Annotated in this window: 16 protein-coding genes; 10 read left to right on the forward strand and 6 right to left on the reverse strand. The window is 60.1% G+C overall.

What is annotated here, in order from left to right; translation table 11 throughout:
- Window positions 1-7 precede the first annotated feature (7 nt).
- On the forward strand, window positions 8-649 hold the full coding sequence (locus tag KVG88_RS26835; RefSeq protein ID WP_150701615.1) for an oxidoreductase: 642 nt from the start codon (window positions 8-10) through the stop codon (window positions 647-649).
- Window positions 650-735: 86 nt separating this feature from the next.
- On the opposite strand, the gene KVG88_RS26840 is transcribed toward KVG88_RS26835, so the two are convergent.
- The 4 genes from KVG88_RS26840 to KVG88_RS26855 all read right to left on the reverse strand — a co-directional run bounded on the left by KVG88_RS26840 (window position 736) and on the right by KVG88_RS26855 (window position 5,089).
- Window positions 736-1,020, reverse strand: a complete 285-nt coding sequence (locus KVG88_RS26840) for a YceK/YidQ family lipoprotein (protein ID WP_217873223.1) — start codon at window positions 1,018-1,020, stop codon at window positions 736-738.
- A complete protein-coding gene (ubiX, locus tag KVG88_RS26845) occupies window positions 1,013-1,645 on the reverse strand; it encodes a flavin prenyltransferase UbiX (RefSeq protein ID WP_095057270.1) in 633 nt (210 codons plus the stop codon). The genes KVG88_RS26840 and ubiX overlap by 8 nt, the downstream gene beginning before the upstream one ends.
- Window positions 1,642-2,991, reverse strand: coding sequence for a UDP-N-acetylmuramate:L-alanyl-gamma-D-glutamyl-meso-diaminopimelate ligase (gene mpl / locus KVG88_RS26850; RefSeq protein WP_217873224.1), 1,350 nt, complete (start codon window positions 2,989-2,991; stop codon window positions 1,642-1,644). Before mpl ends, ubiX begins: the two co-directional genes overlap by 4 nt.
- Before the next feature lie 184 nt (window positions 2,992-3,175).
- Complete coding sequence (locus tag KVG88_RS26855) at window positions 3,176-5,089, reverse strand: sigma-54-dependent Fis family transcriptional regulator (protein WP_217873225.1); 1,914 nt, start codon at window positions 5,087-5,089, stop codon at window positions 3,176-3,178.
- 424 nt (window positions 5,090-5,513) lie between these two features.
- Between KVG88_RS26855 and exaC the strand changes: the two genes are divergently transcribed.
- The 9 genes from exaC (at window position 5,514) to KVG88_RS26900 (ending at window position 15,069) form a co-directional block, all read left to right on the forward strand.
- A complete protein-coding gene (exaC, locus tag KVG88_RS26860) occupies window positions 5,514-7,034 on the forward strand; it encodes an acetaldehyde dehydrogenase ExaC (protein ID WP_150701619.1) in 1,521 nt (506 codons plus the stop codon).
- Window positions 7,035-7,295: 261 nt separating this feature from the next.
- Complete coding sequence (gene eat / locus KVG88_RS26865; protein WP_217873226.1) at window positions 7,296-8,669, forward strand: ethanolamine permease; 1,374 nt, start codon at window positions 7,296-7,298, stop codon at window positions 8,667-8,669.
- A gap of 174 nt (window positions 8,670-8,843) precedes the next feature.
- On the forward strand, window positions 8,844-10,238 hold the full coding sequence (locus KVG88_RS26870) for an ethanolamine ammonia-lyase subunit EutB (RefSeq protein ID WP_217873227.1): 1,395 nt from the start codon (window positions 8,844-8,846) through the stop codon (window positions 10,236-10,238).
- Window positions 10,239-10,246: 8 nt separating this feature from the next.
- Complete coding sequence (eutC, locus tag KVG88_RS26875; protein ID WP_217873228.1) at window positions 10,247-11,071, forward strand: ethanolamine ammonia-lyase subunit EutC; 825 nt, start codon at window positions 10,247-10,249, stop codon at window positions 11,069-11,071.
- A 114-nt stretch (window positions 11,072-11,185) separates the two neighbouring features.
- Window positions 11,186-11,647 (forward strand): GNAT family N-acetyltransferase, encoded by a 462-nt coding sequence (locus tag KVG88_RS26880; RefSeq protein ID WP_034148104.1) that lies wholly within the window; start codon window positions 11,186-11,188, stop codon window positions 11,645-11,647.
- Window positions 11,648-11,976: 329 nt separating this feature from the next.
- Window positions 11,977-12,633 (forward strand): DedA family protein, encoded by a 657-nt coding sequence (locus KVG88_RS26885; protein ID WP_217873229.1) that lies wholly within the window; start codon window positions 11,977-11,979, stop codon window positions 12,631-12,633.
- A gap of 6 nt (window positions 12,634-12,639) precedes the next feature.
- On the forward strand, window positions 12,640-13,452 hold the full coding sequence (locus KVG88_RS26890; protein ID WP_217873230.1) for a M90 family metallopeptidase: 813 nt from the start codon (window positions 12,640-12,642) through the stop codon (window positions 13,450-13,452).
- 113 nt (window positions 13,453-13,565) lie between these two features.
- Complete coding sequence (ppa, locus tag KVG88_RS26895) at window positions 13,566-14,093, forward strand: inorganic diphosphatase (RefSeq protein ID WP_003205933.1); 528 nt, start codon at window positions 13,566-13,568, stop codon at window positions 14,091-14,093.
- A 223-nt stretch (window positions 14,094-14,316) separates the two neighbouring features.
- Window positions 14,317-15,069, forward strand: coding sequence for a LexA family transcriptional regulator (locus KVG88_RS26900; protein WP_217873231.1), 753 nt, complete (start codon window positions 14,317-14,319; stop codon window positions 15,067-15,069).
- Window positions 15,070-15,490: 421 nt separating this feature from the next.
- Here KVG88_RS26900 and KVG88_RS26905 read toward each other — a convergent pair whose 3' ends face one another.
- Both KVG88_RS26905 and KVG88_RS26910 read right to left on the reverse strand, forming a co-directional pair.
- Window positions 15,491-16,300 carry a YfaP family protein gene (locus KVG88_RS26905; RefSeq protein WP_150701631.1) on the reverse strand — a complete coding sequence of 270 codons (810 nt, stop codon included), beginning with the start codon at window positions 16,298-16,300 and terminating at the stop codon, window positions 15,491-15,493.
- A gap of 3 nt (window positions 16,301-16,303) precedes the next feature.
- Complete coding sequence (locus KVG88_RS26910; protein ID WP_217873232.1) at window positions 16,304-17,923, reverse strand: DUF2300 domain-containing protein; 1,620 nt, start codon at window positions 17,921-17,923, stop codon at window positions 16,304-16,306.
- Between the last annotated feature and the right edge of the window lies 1 nt (window position 17,924).

Below are 17,924 nucleotides of genomic sequence, written 5' to 3' on the forward strand. Positions count from 1 at the left end.
AAACACTATGTACTTGACGCCTCAGCATGTGCTGCTTGCCGGAGCCACCGGTTTGACCGGTGAGCACCTTCTTGATCGCCTGCTTAACGAGCCTACGATTAGCCGGGTATTGGCGCCCTCACGCCGGCCTTTGGCCAAGCATCCCCATCTTGAAAACCCGGTCGGCGACCCGGCGGTGTTTCTGCCGCAGCTGAACGGCCGTGTCGACATCGCCTACTGCTGCCTGGGCACCACCATCAAACAGGCGGGCTCGGAGCAGGCGTTTCGCGCGGTGGATCTGGACATGGTCGTGGCCTTCGCCAAGCGCGCTCGGGAGATGGGTGCGCGGCACCTGATCGTGATCAGTGCACTGGGGGCCGATCGCCGATCCTCGATTTTCTACAACAAGGTCAAAGGCGAGATGGAGCACGCATTGCGGGCGCAGGACTGGCCGCAGCTGACCATTTGCCGCCCTTCAGTGTTGCTGGGCGAACGCACTGAGCCACGCTTGGGCGAAAAAATCGCCGGCCCTTTGTCGCGGTTGATCCCGGGCAAATACCACGGCATCGAAGCCTGCCAACTGGCGCGTGCGATGTGGCGTCTGGCGCTAGAGGAACAGGATGGGGTCAGGATTGTCGAGTCGGATGAGTTGAGGAAATTGGGTAAATAAGATCAAAAGATCGCAGCCTTCGGCAGCTCCTACATGGGAATACCATCTCCTGTAGGAGCTGCCGAAGGCTGCGATCTTTTGCTTTTTTACAACCCACCCGTCGCCTGAAAACTCACGCCGATCACCGTCAGCAACGACAACGGCAACAGCAGCGTGTCGAGCAACGCACTGGCCGGCAGATCGACACCCGGATAACTCGGCGCTTGCGCCCCGAAACGATCCATCGCGCAACAACCGCCATTCATCGCATACAAATCCAGCCGCGTCCCGGCGTACACCACCGGCGCCCCAGGCTTGGCCGCATCCAGCGTGCGCGCCGTGGCGCACCCGGCCAACTGCAAGGCCAGCAAAATCACCAGCAGCTTATTCATCGCTGGTCAGATGGTGCTCGCCCCAACGCGGCAGCATGTCCTGGGGAATGTTCAGCAGGTTGAGAATCCGCGCGACGACGAAGTCGATCAAGTCGTCGATGGTTTGCGGCTGATGATAAAAGCCCGGCGACGCCGGCAATATCGTCACGCCCATGTTCGACAACTTGAGCATGTGCTCCAGATGAATGCTCGAATACGGCGCTTCACGGGGCACCAGAATCAGTTGCCGACGCTCCTTGAGCGTGACGTCGGCCGCCCGCTCAATCAGGTTATTGCAGGCGCCGGTGGCGATAGCCGACAAGGTGCCCGTCGAGCACGGCACCACCACCATTGCCGCCGGTGCGCCAGAGCCCGAGGCCACCGGCGACATCCAGTCTTCCTTGCCATAGACGCGAATCTGCCCGGCAGCAGCACCGGTGTATTCGGTGAGGAAGGCCTGCATCATTTGCGGCTTGGCTGGCAACGTGACGTCGGTTTCGGTGGCCATCACCAGTTGCGCAGCCTTGGAAATCAGGAAATGCACTTCGCGGTCTTCGCGCACCAGGCAGTCCAGCAGGCGCAAGCCGTACTGGGCGCCGGAAGCGCCGGTCATCGCCAGCGTGATGCGGTCCGGACCGTTGTTCATTTCAGGGCCTCGGCGAGCTTGCCGTGCAGGCCGCCGAAGCCGCCGTTGCTCATGATCACCACGTGAGTGCCTGGCTGCGCCTGGCTCTTCACGCGCTCGATGATGCCTTCCAGCGTGTCGCTGACAATCGAAGGCACGGTGCACAGCGCTGCCGTGCCTGCCAGATCCCAGCCGAGGTTGGCCGGCGCGTACCAAATCACCTGATCAGCATCGACCACGCTTTCCGGCAAGCCGTCACGGTGCGCGCCGAGCTTCATGGAGTTGGAGCGCGGTTCGATGATCGCGATCAACGGTGCGTCGCCAATCCGTTTGCGCAAGCCGTCGAGGGTGGTGGCGATGGCCGTCGGGTGGTGAGCGAAGTCGTCGTAAATGGTGATGCCGCGAACTTCCGCGACTTTTTCCATCCGGCGCTTGACGCTTTTGAACACACTCAACGCAGCGATGCCCATGGACGGCACTACACCGACGTGACGCGCGGCGGCCAAGGTGGCCAGCGCGTTGGCGACGTTGTGCTGGCCGGTCATGTCCCACTCGACCACGCCTTGGGAAACACCTTCGAACATCACTTCAAAGGCCGAACCGTCCTCACTCAGCAACTTGACCTGCCACTGCCCGCCGGCACCGGTGGTTTGCACCGGGGTCCAGCAGCCCATCTCGATGACGCGCTGCAAGGCCGGTTCAGTGGTCGGATGGATCACCAGACCTTCGCTCGGGATGGTCCGCACCAAATGGTGGAACTGGCGCTCGATGGCCGGCAGGTCCGGGAAAATATCGGCGTGGTCGAATTCCAGGTTGTTCAGGATCGCCGTGCGCGGACGGTAGTGAACGAACTTGGAACGCTTGTCGAAGAACGCGCTGTCGTATTCGTCGGCTTCAATGACGAAGAACGGCGTATCGCCCAGCCGCGCCGAGACCGAGAAGTTCTGCGGCACACCACCGATCAGGAAACCCGGGCTCATGCCCGCGTGCTCCAGCACCCAGGCGAGCATGCTGCTGGTGGTGGTTTTGCCGTGCGTACCGGCGACAGCCAGCACCCAGCGACCTTGCAGCACGTGATCGGCCAGCCATTGCGGACCGGAAACGTACGGCAGGCCTTTGTTCAGCACGTACTCGACGGCCGGATTGCCACGGGACATGGCGTTGCCGATCACCACCAGGTCGGGGGCCGGGTCGAGTTGCGCCGGATCGTAGCCTTGGGTCAGCTCGATGCCTTGAGCCTCAAGCTGCGTACTCATCGGCGGGTAGACGTTGGCATCGGAGCCCGTCACGTGATGGCCCAGTTCTTTGGCCAGTACCGCCATCGAACCCATGAAAGTGCCGCAGATACCAAGAATATGAATGTGCATAGTCGACCTCGTAAAACATGGCCGCAGGTTAGCGTAGGGAGGGGAAATTCGCACCTTTGTTTCGCCCATACCGGCGCCATCGCTAGCAGGCTAGCGCCCACAGTAGATTTGAGTGCACTCCCAAACTGTTGATTCAGCCCATTACCCTGTGGGAGCTAGCCTGCTAGCGATGGCCGCGACGCGGTCACCGGGCGATACCGTGTTTGCGCAGCTTGCGATAAAGGGTATTGCGGCTAACCCCCAACTGCTCGGCCGTATGCGTCATGTGCCATCGCGTCTGCTCCAGCGCATTGAGCAACGCCAGCCGTTCGGCATCCTCCAGCGGATGTTCGGACGGCTCTTCAATCGCCTGCACCGCCGCCGGTCGCGACGAACGAATCATCGCCGGCAAATCCTCCAGTCCGACTCGCCCGCCGTCACACAACGCCGCCAACGTGCGCAACACATTGCGCAACTGCCGCACGTTGCCCGGCCAGGCAAAGCCCAGCAAAGCTTCCCGCGCCGCGCCATCAATCAACACCGTTTCGCCGCGCGCTTCTTCGGCCAGCAAAAAGTCGAGCAACTGTTCTTTGTCACTGCGTTCGCGTAATGCTGGCAGCGCGACTTCCAGCCCATTGAGCCGGTAATACAAGTCCTCGCGGAAGCTGCCGTCCTGCACTCGATCCAGCAGATTACGGTGGGTGGCGCTGATGATCCGCACGTTAACCGATTCCGGCTCGCCGCCAATCGGCACCACCTGCCGGTCTTCCAGCACCCGCAACAACCGTGTTTGCAGGGCAAGGGGCATGTCGCCGATTTCATCGAGAAACAACGTGCCGCCATCGGCCTGCTGCAACTTGCCGCGCATGCCTTCCTTGCGCGCCCCGGTGAAACTGCCGCCGCGATAACCGAAGAGTTCGCTCTCGATCAAGCTTTCCGGGATGGCCGCGCAGTTGAGGGCCACGAAGGCTTTTTCTGCGCGTTGACTGGCTTGATGCACGGCTTTGGCAAAAGCTTCTTTGCCCGAGCCGGTTTCACCATTGATCAGCAACGGCACGTCCCGCTCATAGACGCGCAAGGCCTTGCGGAAATCCGTCTGCAAACCGCTGTCGCCCAGGCAGATACCGGACAACGCAGCCCGGTCCTCGCTCACAGGGCTTGGCACCAACGGCGCAGGTACGCGGCGCGACTCGCCCCGCAACACGGCGAACAATCTGCGCCCGTCACGGGTGCGCAGCGGCCAACTGGCGCTGGCATTGAGGCTCGCCCGCCCAAGCAGTTCATTCAGCGAGCAGTCGAAAAACGCTTCCACCGGTTTGCCCAGCAAGCCGCCGCGCACCTGTCCCAGCAGGTTCAGCGCACTCTGGTTGACCGCGCTGATCCGCCCCTCACCGTCAAACGCCAGCAGGCCTTCACTGAACAACCCAACGGACTCGGCCTGCAAATGAAAACGCAGCAACCACTGGTTGTCGAAACAGCGCAGGAAATAACAGCTTTCGATCATCTTTGCCGAAAGATTGACCAACGCCATGGTGTGGAACTGGCTTTGACGCGACACATCGTGCCGGGCCGAGGACACGTCGAGCACGGCGAGCAATTCGCCATGGGGATCGAACACCGGGCTTGCCGAACAGGTCAGGCCGGTGTGACGGCCACGGAAGTGTTCGTCCTGATGAATGGTCAGCGATTGCCGCTCCACCAGGCACGTGCCGATGCCGTTGGTGCCTTCGCAGGCCTCGCTCCAGTCAGCGCCGAGCCACAGGCCGGCGCGCTCGAAGATCTTGCGTTCGGTGGGGGCGGTGACACAGTTGAGGATCACCCCGCGCGCATCGGTCAACAACACCGCATGCCCGGCGCCGGACAGTTGTTGATGCAGGCTGGTCATTTCGTTGCCGGCAATGTGCAGCACTTGCTGCAGGCGCTCGCGGCTTTCAAGGACGCGGCCATGTTCGAGCACCGTCGGCGCCATGGTCAAGGCCGGGTCGAGGTGATAGTCCTCAAGGCAGCGCAGCCAGGAACGGGCGATGGACGGATCGCTGCCCGGACCGTGCAGGTGGGTCTTACCTTGTGTCACGGTCAAGACTTGCTGGGCATGGCGACTCAAATGGTTGTCGTGCATTTCTTATTATTCTCCCCGCAGGGTCTGGCTCGCCTCCGTGTAGCAGCTGCCGAAGGCTGCGTCCGGCCGCGAAGCGGTCGTAAAACTCACGTCTCGTATTTCTGACCAAACCGATGCGAGCGCTTCGCCCTCGAACGCAGCCTTCGGCAGCTGCGACAGGGCGGATGATCCCGAGCATCCTCCAGCCTAGCGTGCATTGCAATGCTGGCAAGACCGATCAGTCACACGCTGTGCCATAAGCGGTACAAAGTGTCACCAGGGCTGTACCGAAAGCGTCACGCCTGCTACCCGCCCGTCCGAGAAAAAACACGCAAGGCCTTGATTTGCCTGAGCTGCAGGGCAGTGGCCCGACCTTTGCTCTACGCTTATAGCAAGCGCCCATGCGCGTCTTCCTTATAAGCACAAGAACCAAGGAGAAACCATCATGCGTTACGCTCACCCCGGTACTGAAGGCGCTATCGTTTCGTTCAAAGCCAAATACGGTAACTACATCGGCGGCGAGTTCGTCGCGCCTGTCAAAGGTCAGTACTTCACCAATACCTCGCCAGTGAATGGCCAACCGATTGCCGAATTCCCCCGCTCCACGGCCGAAGACATCGACAAGGCCCTGGACGCTGCCCACGCTGCTGCCGACGCGTGGGGCGCCACGTCCGCCCAGGCGCGCTCGCTGGTGCTGCTGAAAATCGCCGACCGCATCGAACAGAACCTGGAACTGCTGGCGATCACCGAATCCTGGGACAACGGCAAAGCCGTGCGTGAAACCCTCAACGCCGACATCCCGCTGGCCGCCGACCACTTCCGCTACTTCGCCGGTTGCATCCGCGCTCAAGAAGGCAGCGCTGCCGAAATCGACGGCAACACCGTGGCCTATCACATCCATGAACCGCTGGGCGTGGTCGGGCAAATCATCCCGTGGAACTTCCCGATTTTGATGGCCGCGTGGAAACTGGCTCCGGCACTCGCCGCCGGCAACTGCGTGGTACTCAAGCCTGCCGAGCAAACCCCGCTGGGCATCACCGTGCTGGTCGAGCTGATCGGCGACCTGCTCCCACCAGGCGTGCTGAACATCGTGCAAGGCTTCGGTCGCGAAGCTGGCGAGGCCCTGGCCACCAGCAAGCGCATCGCCAAAATTGCCTTCACCGGCTCGACCCCGGTTGGCTCGCACATCATGAAATGCGCCGCCGAAAACATCATTCCGTCTACCGTGGAGCTGGGTGGCAAATCGCCGAACATCTTCTTCGAAGACATCATGAAGGCTGAGCCTTCGTTCATCGAAAAAGCCGCTGAAGGCTTGGTGCTGGCGTTCTTCAACCAGGGCGAAGTCTGCACCTGCCCGTCCCGCGCACTGGTGCAAGAGTCGATCTACGACGAGTTCATGGCGGTCGTCATGAAGAAAGTCCTGCAAATCAAACGTGGCGACCCGCTGGACACCGACACCATGGTCGGCGCCCAGGCGTCCGAGCAGCAATTCGACAAAATCCTTTCGTACCTGGAAATCGCCAAGGGCGAAGGCGCCGAGCTGCTGACCGGCGGCAAGGTGGAAAAACTCGAGGGCAACCTGGCAAGCGGGTACTACATCCAGCCGACGCTGCTCAAGGGCACCAACAAAATGCGCGTGTTCCAGGAAGAAATCTTTGGCCCGGTGGTGAGCATCACCACCTTCAAGGACGAAGCCGAAGCCCTGGCCATCGCCAACGACACCGAGTTCGGCCTGGGCGCTGGCCTCTGGACTCGCGACATCAACCGCGCCTATCGCATGGGCCGCGCCATCAAGGCGGGTCGCGTGTGGACCAACTGCTACCACCTGTACCCGGCGCACGCCGCGTTCGGCGGTTACAAAAAGTCCGGCGTCGGCCGTGAAACTCACAAGATGATGCTCGACCACTATCAGCAGACCAAAAACCTGCTGGTGAGCTACGACATCAATCCGCTGGGCTTCTTCTAAAAACCGGGAGATGTAGGAGCTGCCACAGGCTGCGATCTTTAGATCTCTGCTTGTCGGTCGCTCCCATCGCCTGATTGAAAAAATCGCAGGCTTCGCCAGCTCCTACGGGAGCCGGCTTGCTGGCGATGGCATCCTAAACGACCCACTCCCAATATCTGGCCGCTCTGGCACGGGCCTTGCGTACCCGTCATTCAGGATTTGCACTCAACCCGTCGTACCCGAAAGTCCAAAAGATTGAACAATAAAAATTAGAGAGGACTTATGACTATTTCTTCCACACAGCTCAAACCCACACTCGGCACCCTGCACTTGTGGGGCATTGCCGTCGGCCTGGTGATTTCCGGCGAGTACTTCGGCTGGAGTTACGGCTGGGGCACCGCAGGCACGCTGGGTTTCCTCGTCACCGCGTTGATGGTGGCGACGATGTACACCTGCTTCATCTTCAGCTTTACCGAATTGACCACCGCGATTCCCCATGCAGGCGGGCCGTTTGCCTACAGCCGCCGGGCCTTCGGCGAAAAAGGCGGGTTGATCGCCGGCATCGCCACCCTGATCGAATTTGTCTTTGCGCCACCGGCGATCGCCATGGCCATTGGCGCGTACCTCAACGTGCAGTATCCGGAACTGGACCCGAAACTCGCGGCAGTGGGCGCCTATTTCGTGTTCATGGGCCTGAACATTCTCGGCGTCAGCATCGCAGCCACTTTTGAATTGGTGGTCACCGTGCTGGCCGTTGCCGAATTGCTGGTGTTCATGGGCGTAGTTGCGCCGGGCTTCAGCTTCAGCAACTTTGTGCTCAACGGCTGGTCCGGTGCCAATGAGTTCACGATCGCTTCGATTCCCGGCATTTTCGCCGCCATTCCTTTCGCCATCTGGTTCTTTCTCGCCATCGAGGGCGCCGCTATGGCGGCCGAAGAAGCCAAGGACCCGAAACGCACGATTCCCAGGGCCTATGTCAGCGGCATTCTGACCCTGGTGTTCCTGGCCATCGGCGTGATGGTGATGGCCGGCGGTGTCGGCGACTGGCGTCAGCTGTCGAACATCAACGATCCGCTGCCCCAAGCGATGAAAGCCGTGGTGGGCAACAATTCGACGTGGATGCACATGCTCGTGTGGATCGGCCTGTTCGGCCTTGTGGCGAGCTTCCACGGCATCATCCTTGGTTACTCGCGCCAGTTCTTCGCCCTGGCCCGCGCCGGTTACCTTCCGCGCAGCCTGGCCAAACTCTCGCGCTTCCAGACTCCGCACCGGGCCATTCTCGCGGGCGGCGTGATCGGCATTGCCGCGATCTACAGCGACGGCCTGGTCAACCTGCAAGGCATGACCCTGACGGCAGCGATGATCACCATGTCGGTATTCGGTGCCATCGTGATGTACATCATCAGTATGCTGAGCCTGTTCAAGCTGCGTAAAACCGAGCCGAACCTGGAGCGCACCTTCCGCGCGCCGGGCTATCCGATCGTGCCGGGGATCGCGCTGTTTCTGGCGGTGGTGTGTCTGGTGGCGATGGCCTGGTTCAACACGCTGATCGGCCTGGTGTTCCTCGGTTTCATGGCCGCCGGTTACCTGTACTTCCAGCTGACCGCCCGGCAACGTTCGGAAGCACCGGCGGACGCTATGCTCGAAGGTATATGAATTGCATCGACGCCTGAGTTATTGAAGTGCACCCCCCCTGTAGGAGCTGTCGAGTGCAACGAGGCTGCGATCTTTTGATCTTGCCTTTAAAGATCGCAGCCTCGTTGCACTCGACAGCTCCTACAGGGATTGGTGGTTAATTTGAGCTATTTATAATCAGGAGGACTCCGCCCCATGGCCGTATATGCCCATTCCGTCGGCGCCCAGACCTATCGCTTTGACAGCCTCAAGGAAGTGATGGCCAAGGCCAGTCCGGCGCGGTCCGGGGATTTTCTGGCCGGTGTTGCCGCCCTCAACGATGGCGAGCGCGTCGCCGCGCAAATGGCGTTGGCCGACATTCCGCTGAGCCACTTTTTGCAGGAAGTCCTGATCCCCTACGAGGACGATGAAGTCACCCGCCTGATCGTCGATACCCACGACAAACATGCCTTCGCCGTCGTCAGCCACCTCACCGTTGGCGGGTTTCGCGACTGGTTGCTCAGCGATGCCGCCGACGAACCGGTCCTGCGTGCCCTCGCCCCTGGACTGACGCCGGAAATGGCAGCGGCCGTGTCGAAGATCATGCGCGTGCAGGATCTGGTGCTGGTGGCGCAGAAAATTCGCGTGGTCACGCAATTTCGCGGCACCCTGGGCCTGCGCGGCCGGCTGTCCACACGCCTGCAACCCAACCACCCCACCGACGAACCGGCCGGTATCGCCGCGAGTATTCTCGACGGTCTGCTGCACGGTAACGGCGACGCCATGATCGGCATCAATCCAGCCACCGACAGCATCGCCTCGATCTGCGCGATGCTGGAAATGCTCGATGCCATCATCCAGCGCTACGAAATTCCGACACAAGCCTGCGTGCTGACTCATGTCACCACGTCCATCGAAGCGGTCAATCGCGGCGTACCGCTGGACCTGGTGTTTCAATCGATCGCCGGAACCGAGGCCGCCAACGCGAGCTTCGGCATCAATCTGAATGTACTGAAGGAAGGTTACGACGCCGGGTTGAGCCTCAACCGCGGCACGCTCGGGAAAAACCTGATGTATTTCGAAACCGGCCAAGGCAGCGCCCTGTCAGCCACCGCCCACCACGGCGTCGATCAACAGACCTGCGAAACCCGAGCCTACGCAGTAGCGCGACATTTCAACCCGTTTCTGGTGAACACCGTCGTAGGCTTCATCGGCCCGGAATACCTCTACAACGGCAAGCAAATCATCCGCGCCGGCCTTGAGGACCACTTCTGCGGCAAGTTGCTGGGCGTGCCGATGGGTTGCGACATCTGTTACACCAACCACGCCGAGGCTGACCAGGATGACATGGACACCTTGCTGACCCTGCTGGGCGTGGCCGGGATCAACTTCATCATGGGCATTCCCGGTTCCGACGACATCATGCTCAATTACCAGACCACGTCGTTCCATGACGCGCTCTATGCTCGGCAGACCCTGGGGCTCAAACCCGCGCCGGAGTTCGAACAGTGGCTGGCAAAAATGGGCATCTTTACCCAGGCGGACGGCCGGGTTCTCTTCGGCAATAGCCTGCCGCCAGCCTTCCGCCAGGCTCTGGCGCAATTGGGATGATTGTTGACATGGAAAAACCACCCTACGACCCACACAACCCATGGCTGGAACTGCGACGCCTGACTCCGGCGCGCATTGCGCTTGGTCGCACCGGCACCAGCATGCCGACCCGCGCGCAGCTGGACTTTCAATACGCCCATGCCCAGGCGCGGGATGCGGTGCATTTACCGTTTGATCATCGTGCACTGCGCTCACAGCTGAGCGAGCGCGGGCATGAGAGCCTTTTGCTGCATAGTGCGGCCATCGACCGGAACAGTTACTTGCAACGCCCCGATCTGGGGCGAAAGCTGAGTGATGAATCGGCACAGGTTTTACGCGAATACGCCTCTGCCCATCCCGGTGGAGTCGATCTGGTCATCGTGGTGGCTGATGGTTTGTCGGCACTGGCCGTTCATCGCCATACCCTGCCATTTCTGGCGCGACTGGAAGAACAGGTTCGCGCTGAAAACTGGACCGTGGCGCCGGTGATCCTGATGGAACAGGGTCGCGTTGCCGTCGCCGACGAAGTGGGCGAGCTGCTGGGCGCCAAAATGACGGTCATTCTGATCGGCGAGCGCCCAGGGCTGAGCTCTCCAGACAGCCTCGGATTATATTTTACTTACAATCCCAAGGTCGGCCTGACAGACGCCTATCGCAACTGCATCTCCAATGTACGCCTTGAAGGTTTGAGCTACGGCATGGCGGCACACCGTTTGCTGTATTTGATGCGCGAAGCCTGCCGACGACAATTATCCGGGGTCAATCTGAAGGACGAGGCGCAGGTTCAGACGCTGGAGTCAGTCGCCGGTGCGGACATGAAAGGAAACTTCCTACTGAGTCCGCCGGATGCCTGAACCGCTTCCGCATTGCACTTTCGTTCCAGTTTCAGGCAGGATCGACTCACGGCTGGCAGGGTTTCCCGTTGCCGTCCAAGCACGCAAGACAGCCACTTGAAGACGAGACCTACCATGCGGATTATTCAAGCGACCCTCGAACACCTGGACCTGCTGACCCCGTTGTTCGTCAAATATCGCGAGTTTTATGGTTCCCTGCCGTATCCGGACTCGTCCCGGGCGTTCCTCGAAAAACGCCTTCGTCGTAAAGAGTCGGTGATTTACCTGGCCCTGTCCGATGATGACAACAACAAACTGATGGGTTTCTGTCAGTTGTACCCGAGCTTCTCTTCGCTATCGCTAAAACGCGTGTGGATCCTCAACGACATTTACGTCGCCGAAGACGCACGCCGCCAGTTGGTTGCCGACAATCTGATTCGCACCGCGAAGAAGATGGCCAAGGAAACCAATGCCGTGCGCATGCGTGTGTCTACCAGCAGCAACAACGAAGTGGCGCAGAAAACCTACGAATCGATCGGATTCAAGGAAGACACCGAGTTCAAGAACTACGTATTGCCAATCAGCGACGAACTGTAAAGATGCTTCAGTGGGGGGCAGGTCTCTGCAACGAGCAGACCCGCCCCGTTCGTCCGCCCTGCCAGGCAGCCGTCAATCTGTTCGATGGAATTTTCGTTGCGCCCTCACACTCAAGGCTTCATGGCGCCTGTTGGAGGGTTATTAATTGTCACCAGACTTACACACGTTCTATCGACATGCCCCGCTACAATCTCGACGCGCTTTTCACCCCTCAACTCGTATAATGCCGACCTTTCCGGCTTGTAAGAAAAACTACACCCGTCTGTAGGCTTTCGCGAAGTCATCCGCACATGGCCCGCAGACTCGGACCGCTACCAAAGGTGCTTTCCATGGATTTCAACCCGCTCGACCTTATCCTGCATCTCGATGTTTACCTCGATTTGCTGGTAACCAATTACGGGCCATGGATTTACGCCATTCTGTTTCTGGTGATCTTTTGTGAAACCGGCCTGGTGGTCATGCCATTCCTGCCGGGTGATTCGCTGTTGTTCATCGCTGGCGCGGTGGCTGCGGGTGGCGGCATGGACCCGGTGCTGCTGGGCGGCCTGCTGATGCTGGCGGCGATACTGGGCGACAGCACCAACTACGTGATCGGACGAACGGCCGGCGAACGCTTGTTCAGCAATCCGAATTCTAAAATCTTCCGCCGCGACTATCTGCAGCAAACCCACGACTTCTATGAAAAGCACGGCGGTAAAACCGTGACCCTGGCGCGCTTCCTACCCATCATCCGCACCTTCGCACCGTTCGTCGCCGGCGTCGCAAGAATGCCTTACCCGCGCTTCTTCGGCTTCAGCGTATTGGGCACGATTCTGTGGGTCGGCGGCCTGGTCACCCTCGGTTACTTCTTCGGCAACGTACCGTTCATCAAGTCGAACCTGTCGTTGTTGGTGGTCGGCATCATCCTGTTGTCGCTGGTCCCAATGATCATTGGAGTGGTGCGCAGTCGCTTCGGCAACACGGCGTCCAAAGCTCACCCGCGCTGATTCTCGATGTGGTCCCTGAGCGCTTGGCGTCGCCGGCGCATCCTGGCCAAGCATCCGATTGCCGACGACATGTGGCAGCGGGTGCGCCATCACCTGAGCTTTCTTGACGGCATCAACTCCGCACAAGACCAATGGCTGCGTGAAGCCTGTGTACTGTTCCTCGAAGACAAACACCTGACCGCCCTGCCCGGTGTCGAGCTGCATCAGGAACAACGCCTGCTGCTCGCCGCCCAGGCGCAATTGCCGCTGCTCAATCTGGGCGACTTGAACTGGTATCAGGGGTTTCATGAGATTGTCCTCTACCCCGACGACTTCCTCAGCCCCCAGCGTCATCGTGACGCCAGCGGCGTCGAACACGAATGGGACGGCGAACACAGCGGCGAAGCCTGGCAGCAAGGGCCGATCATCCTTGCGTGGCCGGGGGTGATGGCCAGTGGTGGCTGGGAAGGCTACAACCTGGTCATTCACGAGCTGGCGCACAAACTCGACATGCTCAATGGCGACGCCAACGGCCTGCCTCCGCTGCATGCCGACATGCGGGTCAGCGACTGGGCCAGTGTCATGCAGGACGCCTACGACGACCTCGACCAGCAACTGGAGCGCAATCCGGACGCCGAGACCGCAATCGACCCGTATGCCGCCGAAAACCCTGCCGAGTTCTTTGCCGTCACCAGCGAGTACTTCTTCAGCGCCCCGGATTTGCTACACGAGGCCTATCCGCAGGTGTACGAGCAGTTGAAGCTTTTCTATCGTCAGGACCCGCTCGGAAGACTGAAGCAACTTCAGGCGCACGATCCGGTCTATCAGCCACACGACTAAGGTCTACACGACCTCTGATCCATGGCGTCGGCGTAGGAATATGCCTATAATCGCCGCCACTTTTTGGTCAATCCGGCCAAGTGTTTTTGGTCAACTAACGGGGGCAACGCCCAATGAGCTACAGCAAGATTCCGGCTGGCAAAGACCTGCCGAACGACATCTACGTCGCGATCGAGATTCCGGCCAACCACGCGCCGATCAAATACGAAATCGACAAAGACAGCGATTGCCTGTTCGTTGACCGTTTCATGGCCACCCCAATGTTCTACCCGGCCAACTACGGTTACATCCCGAACACCCTGGCTGACGACGGTGATCCCCTCGACGTGCTGGTTGTGACCCCTTACCCGGTTGCTCCAGGCTCGGTGATCCGCGCGCGTCCAGTCGGCATCCTGAACATGACCGACGACGGCGGCGGCGATGCCAAAGTCATCGCAGTGCCACACGACAAGCTGTCCCAGCTGTACGTCGACGTGAAGGAATACACCGACCTGCCACCGCTGCTGATCCAGCAGATCGAGCACTTCTTTGCGAACTACAAAGATCTCGAAAAAGGCAAATGGGTGAAGATCGAAGGCTGGGCCGGCGCAGACGCCGCTCGCGAAGCGATCACCAAGTCGGTTGCTGCTTACAAAGGCTAAGCGCGGCTGCGAGATTCAGGCTTGAAGAAGAACCCCGGTAGATCCGGGGTTTTTTTATGGGTGCTAATCGAGCCAGGCTAAACCCTGAGTTTAGCTAGAACCGTTACGGTTTTTTCCTGTTTAATTTTGTCCAAATGCGTCTTACATCCAGTCGTAAATTTCTCGCCAAATTTGAACATCTCGTTGAACCAAAGCCCGACGCCGCGCCGGTAGACTCGCGTTTATGAAAAAGAACAAAGCCTGCGGTTCACGATTCAAAATGCTCCTCAATGAGGCGAACATCACGACGACGGGATTCGCCGAATTCCTGAAGATTTCGAAACCACAAAATGTCCATAACTGGTATACCCGCGGAGTGCCACACTACCGCATGGAAGAGGTCGCCAAAAAGCTTTCCGTCAATACCACCTGGCTGAAAACCGGCGAAGGCCCCCGAGACGCGAAAGAACTGCGCTTGCTCGACGAGTCCGGCAACGTGCTGGATGCCCAGGCAATCCGCGGCACCTATCGGGTTATCGAGCCACTGGATGTCGACCTGCCCTTTTACAAAGAAACGCCGATCACCCCGGGCGACAAAAAAACCCACGTCATCAAAGACCCCGGCCAATCCATCCGAATGCCACGCACCGACCTCGATTCTCTGGAAATCAACCACGCGGATGCAATCTGCGCTCGCATGATCGGCAATAGCATGGCCGAAAAAATTGAAGACGGCTCCGTCGTCGCCATCGACCAAGGACTGACGCAAATCGTCGATGGCGAAATTTATGCGATCGAGCATGACGGCATGCTACGTATCAAATACCTGCACCGAGTTCCCGGCAACGCACTGCGCATGCGCAGCCACAACAACGCCGAATACCCGGACGAGATCCTCAGGGCCGCGCAAATCGAAGAGCAAAACATCAGAGTGCTGGGATGGGTGTTCTGGTGGTCAACCCTGAACAAACGCAGGCCGGAAGTGCCGTTCCTGTAATACCCGGCGTTTTGTAGCAGCTGGCGAAGCCTGCGTCCGGCTGCGCAGCAGTCGTAAAATCACTCACCGCGGTGCTTCAGGTAGACCGCAGTTGGCGGGTTTGCGACTGCTGCGCAGCCGGACGCAGCCTTCGGCAGCTGCTACACACCCGTGCGATAGCTCTGCAGCGCACTCCATGCTGGGAATTTCCCCAAATAATCAGTATGCTGCGCCCCACATTTGCGCATCGACCCGCCACGCGGCCCAGATCGCACCGACAAAGCAGATGATTTTCTAGCCGAGTCCCACAGCCGGACGCAAGATCCGGGTGTACGTTTTGAAGGCTGGCGCGGTTTACCAAAAATGATCCAAGCCAGTCCCCGAGAAGCCGGCCACAAGCCGGCTTTTTAATGCCTGCTGGAAACTGGTCAAGGAATTACCCTCACGGATAACTAAACCCCTTCACCAACGTCAACTCCCCCACCGCCCGCATCGGCACCAGAAACGTCTCCATCTTCTCGCTCGGCGTGCCTTCCTCGGTAATCACCGTCACCTGCGCCGTGGTCAGTGGTTGCACCGCGTCTTCCTGCCCTTCTTCATCGCTGCGATAACCACCGCCGAAGTAGTTCACATACACCAGGTATTGCCCTTTGATCGGTGCGGGCATGGCGAAGATTTCCGGGCCGTAGCCGGTGGTGACGTCGACGTCGAGTGCGGCGCCGTTGGCTACGGCGCGGTCGCCATACCAGATGTGGGCGCCGTCGGGGGTGATCAGGTGCAGGTCGAGGTCGGTGCCATCGCTGTCCCACGCCAGCAGTACGCGGAGCTTGGCCGGGGTTGCGCCGCCGCTGGCATTGAGGAATTGAGTACGGTGGCGTTGCTGTCCGTCAGGGCTGCGCACTTCGACGCTGTTGCTGCCGTTGGGAAATGAGAAGGGTCGGTCGAAGCGGCCTTCCGGGTCGATTTTCAGGGGCATGCTGACGCCGTTGACGATCAGGCGACCAGGCTCGGCGGACTTGGGCGTGGCGTTGATCTGGCCGCTGATACGCGCGGTGTTGGCCTGCCCGGCGGGCGTGTTGACCGAGGATGCAGGATAGTTGACGGTCTGGCGGAAGCTCTCGCCTTCGCCTTCAGGCGCACCGGTTCGCCAGCCGCCGTTGGGCGTGTCGAGTTTGATGCCTTGCGCCATTGCCTGCGGCAACGCCGACAGCGAACAGAGCAACAGCAAGACCTGTGAATAACGAAGTGTCATGGTCTATTCCAGCAAAAGGTGGCGGGCGAGCCCTTCGATGTAGGTTTCATCCTGGCCGTTGGGGTGTGCTTCAAAGGCCAGGTGCAAGTATTCGTGGGTCAGGTCGAGGCGGTCTTGCAGCGAGAGCACGCCGCGCACGTAGATGCGCTGGCGTTCGCGGTCGACAAACGGGCGACCAAAACTCAGGCGGCAGACGGCAAAGGTACTGACTTCGTTGTAGCCCACTTCGCCCTCCAGACGAGGCCGCCAGCCGCGTCGCTGTTTTTGCAGCCAGTCTTGCGCGGCGGGCAGTGCATCGCAGGAAGCTACGGGGTTGTCCCATCGGCTGAGGCTGGCGCGCGGGTAGGCGTGCAACAGGATCGCGTCGTAACGCTGGCCGGCGTGGGCCTGCTCGACGGCGTGTTGCCAGGACAATTTGTCCGGACCGGGCTGGTCGGAATGGTAGGTGACGGCGCTGCCAGCCAGTACCAGGTCGCTGGTCCACGCAGCGATGTTGCGCGCTTCGGTGGTGGCCGGTCGTGGGGCGACTCGTTGACGCTGGCTGCTGTCGTCGATGCTCAGGCATTCACCGTTACGCGTGGCGTTTTGCAGCAGGTAAGTGCGGATGGCGACGGCCAGGGCTTTGGCGGCTTCGACCGGTTCGGGGGTGGCTTCGCGTTGAAGCACCCGCGCGACGTATTCCTCGCGATCCAGCCGGGCGACGAGTTTTTCATTGATCAGGAACAGTTCGCCGTCACTGTGGATATCGAGCTGGTTGCCATTGACGAACTCAACACGCAAATCGCCCTGAAGCGGCCCGGAAGACTGCGTACGATCATCCGACATTACGCGCCGAAGCGGGTAGCGAGAGAACAACTCGACCTCCACACACTTCCCGGTTTCCGCAGGCCAGGACGCAGGCACCACCGTCGCCAATGCCTGCGCAAAATCGCGCAGCACGCGCTGACTGGTCCCACGCCCGCCGGCCCAGATCGGCGTGCCGTCCGCTGTCCAGCCCGCGAAACCACCCTGACGTGATGTGGGGTCTTGATCGCCCAGCCAGCTCCAGGTTTTTACCCGCAAGCGGCTGCCCAGCTCACCGACAACATTGCCGTCAGCCGCGCTCAGCACCACATCAAGCAGCACTCGCCGCGCCTGCACCTGCGCCGGCATCACGGCCAGCGCGCGGAGCAACTCAACCACCGAAACACGGGTCGAGGGCTGCAAAGTAGCCAAATCCACTAACCATGGAGGTGCCTGCCGAGCCTGCCAATAACTCCGCCACTCAACCGCGTCGATCCCCAATCGTGCTGGCTCGAAATACAAACCGCAGGATTTCACCAACGCCTGATCTCGCTCGATTTTGCCGCCGGTGGTGCAACAATAGACTTCCTCTTTCGACTGCCCGCGACACACATACGCCGGCTCACGGGCGCCGGTATCCACCAGCCAGCCGTAGACAAAGAGCTTCCACACACTGCCCAACGGTGTCTGCAACGACTCCGACAACGGTTCGCGAGACATCAACTGCGACCGATTCAAAGACAACAATTCGTCCTTGAAGGCCAGGCGCAACGGTTCGTCCTGCGCCAGCGTCAGCGCAGGGATCAAACACAGCAGCCAGCAGACCAGAGGCCGGAACATG

Origin of the sequence: Pseudomonas azerbaijanoccidentalis (assembly GCF_019145495.1) — a bacterium.
In the GTDB taxonomy this organism is placed as follows: domain Bacteria; phylum Pseudomonadota; class Gammaproteobacteria; order Pseudomonadales; family Pseudomonadaceae; genus Aquipseudomonas; species Aquipseudomonas azerbaijanoccidentalis.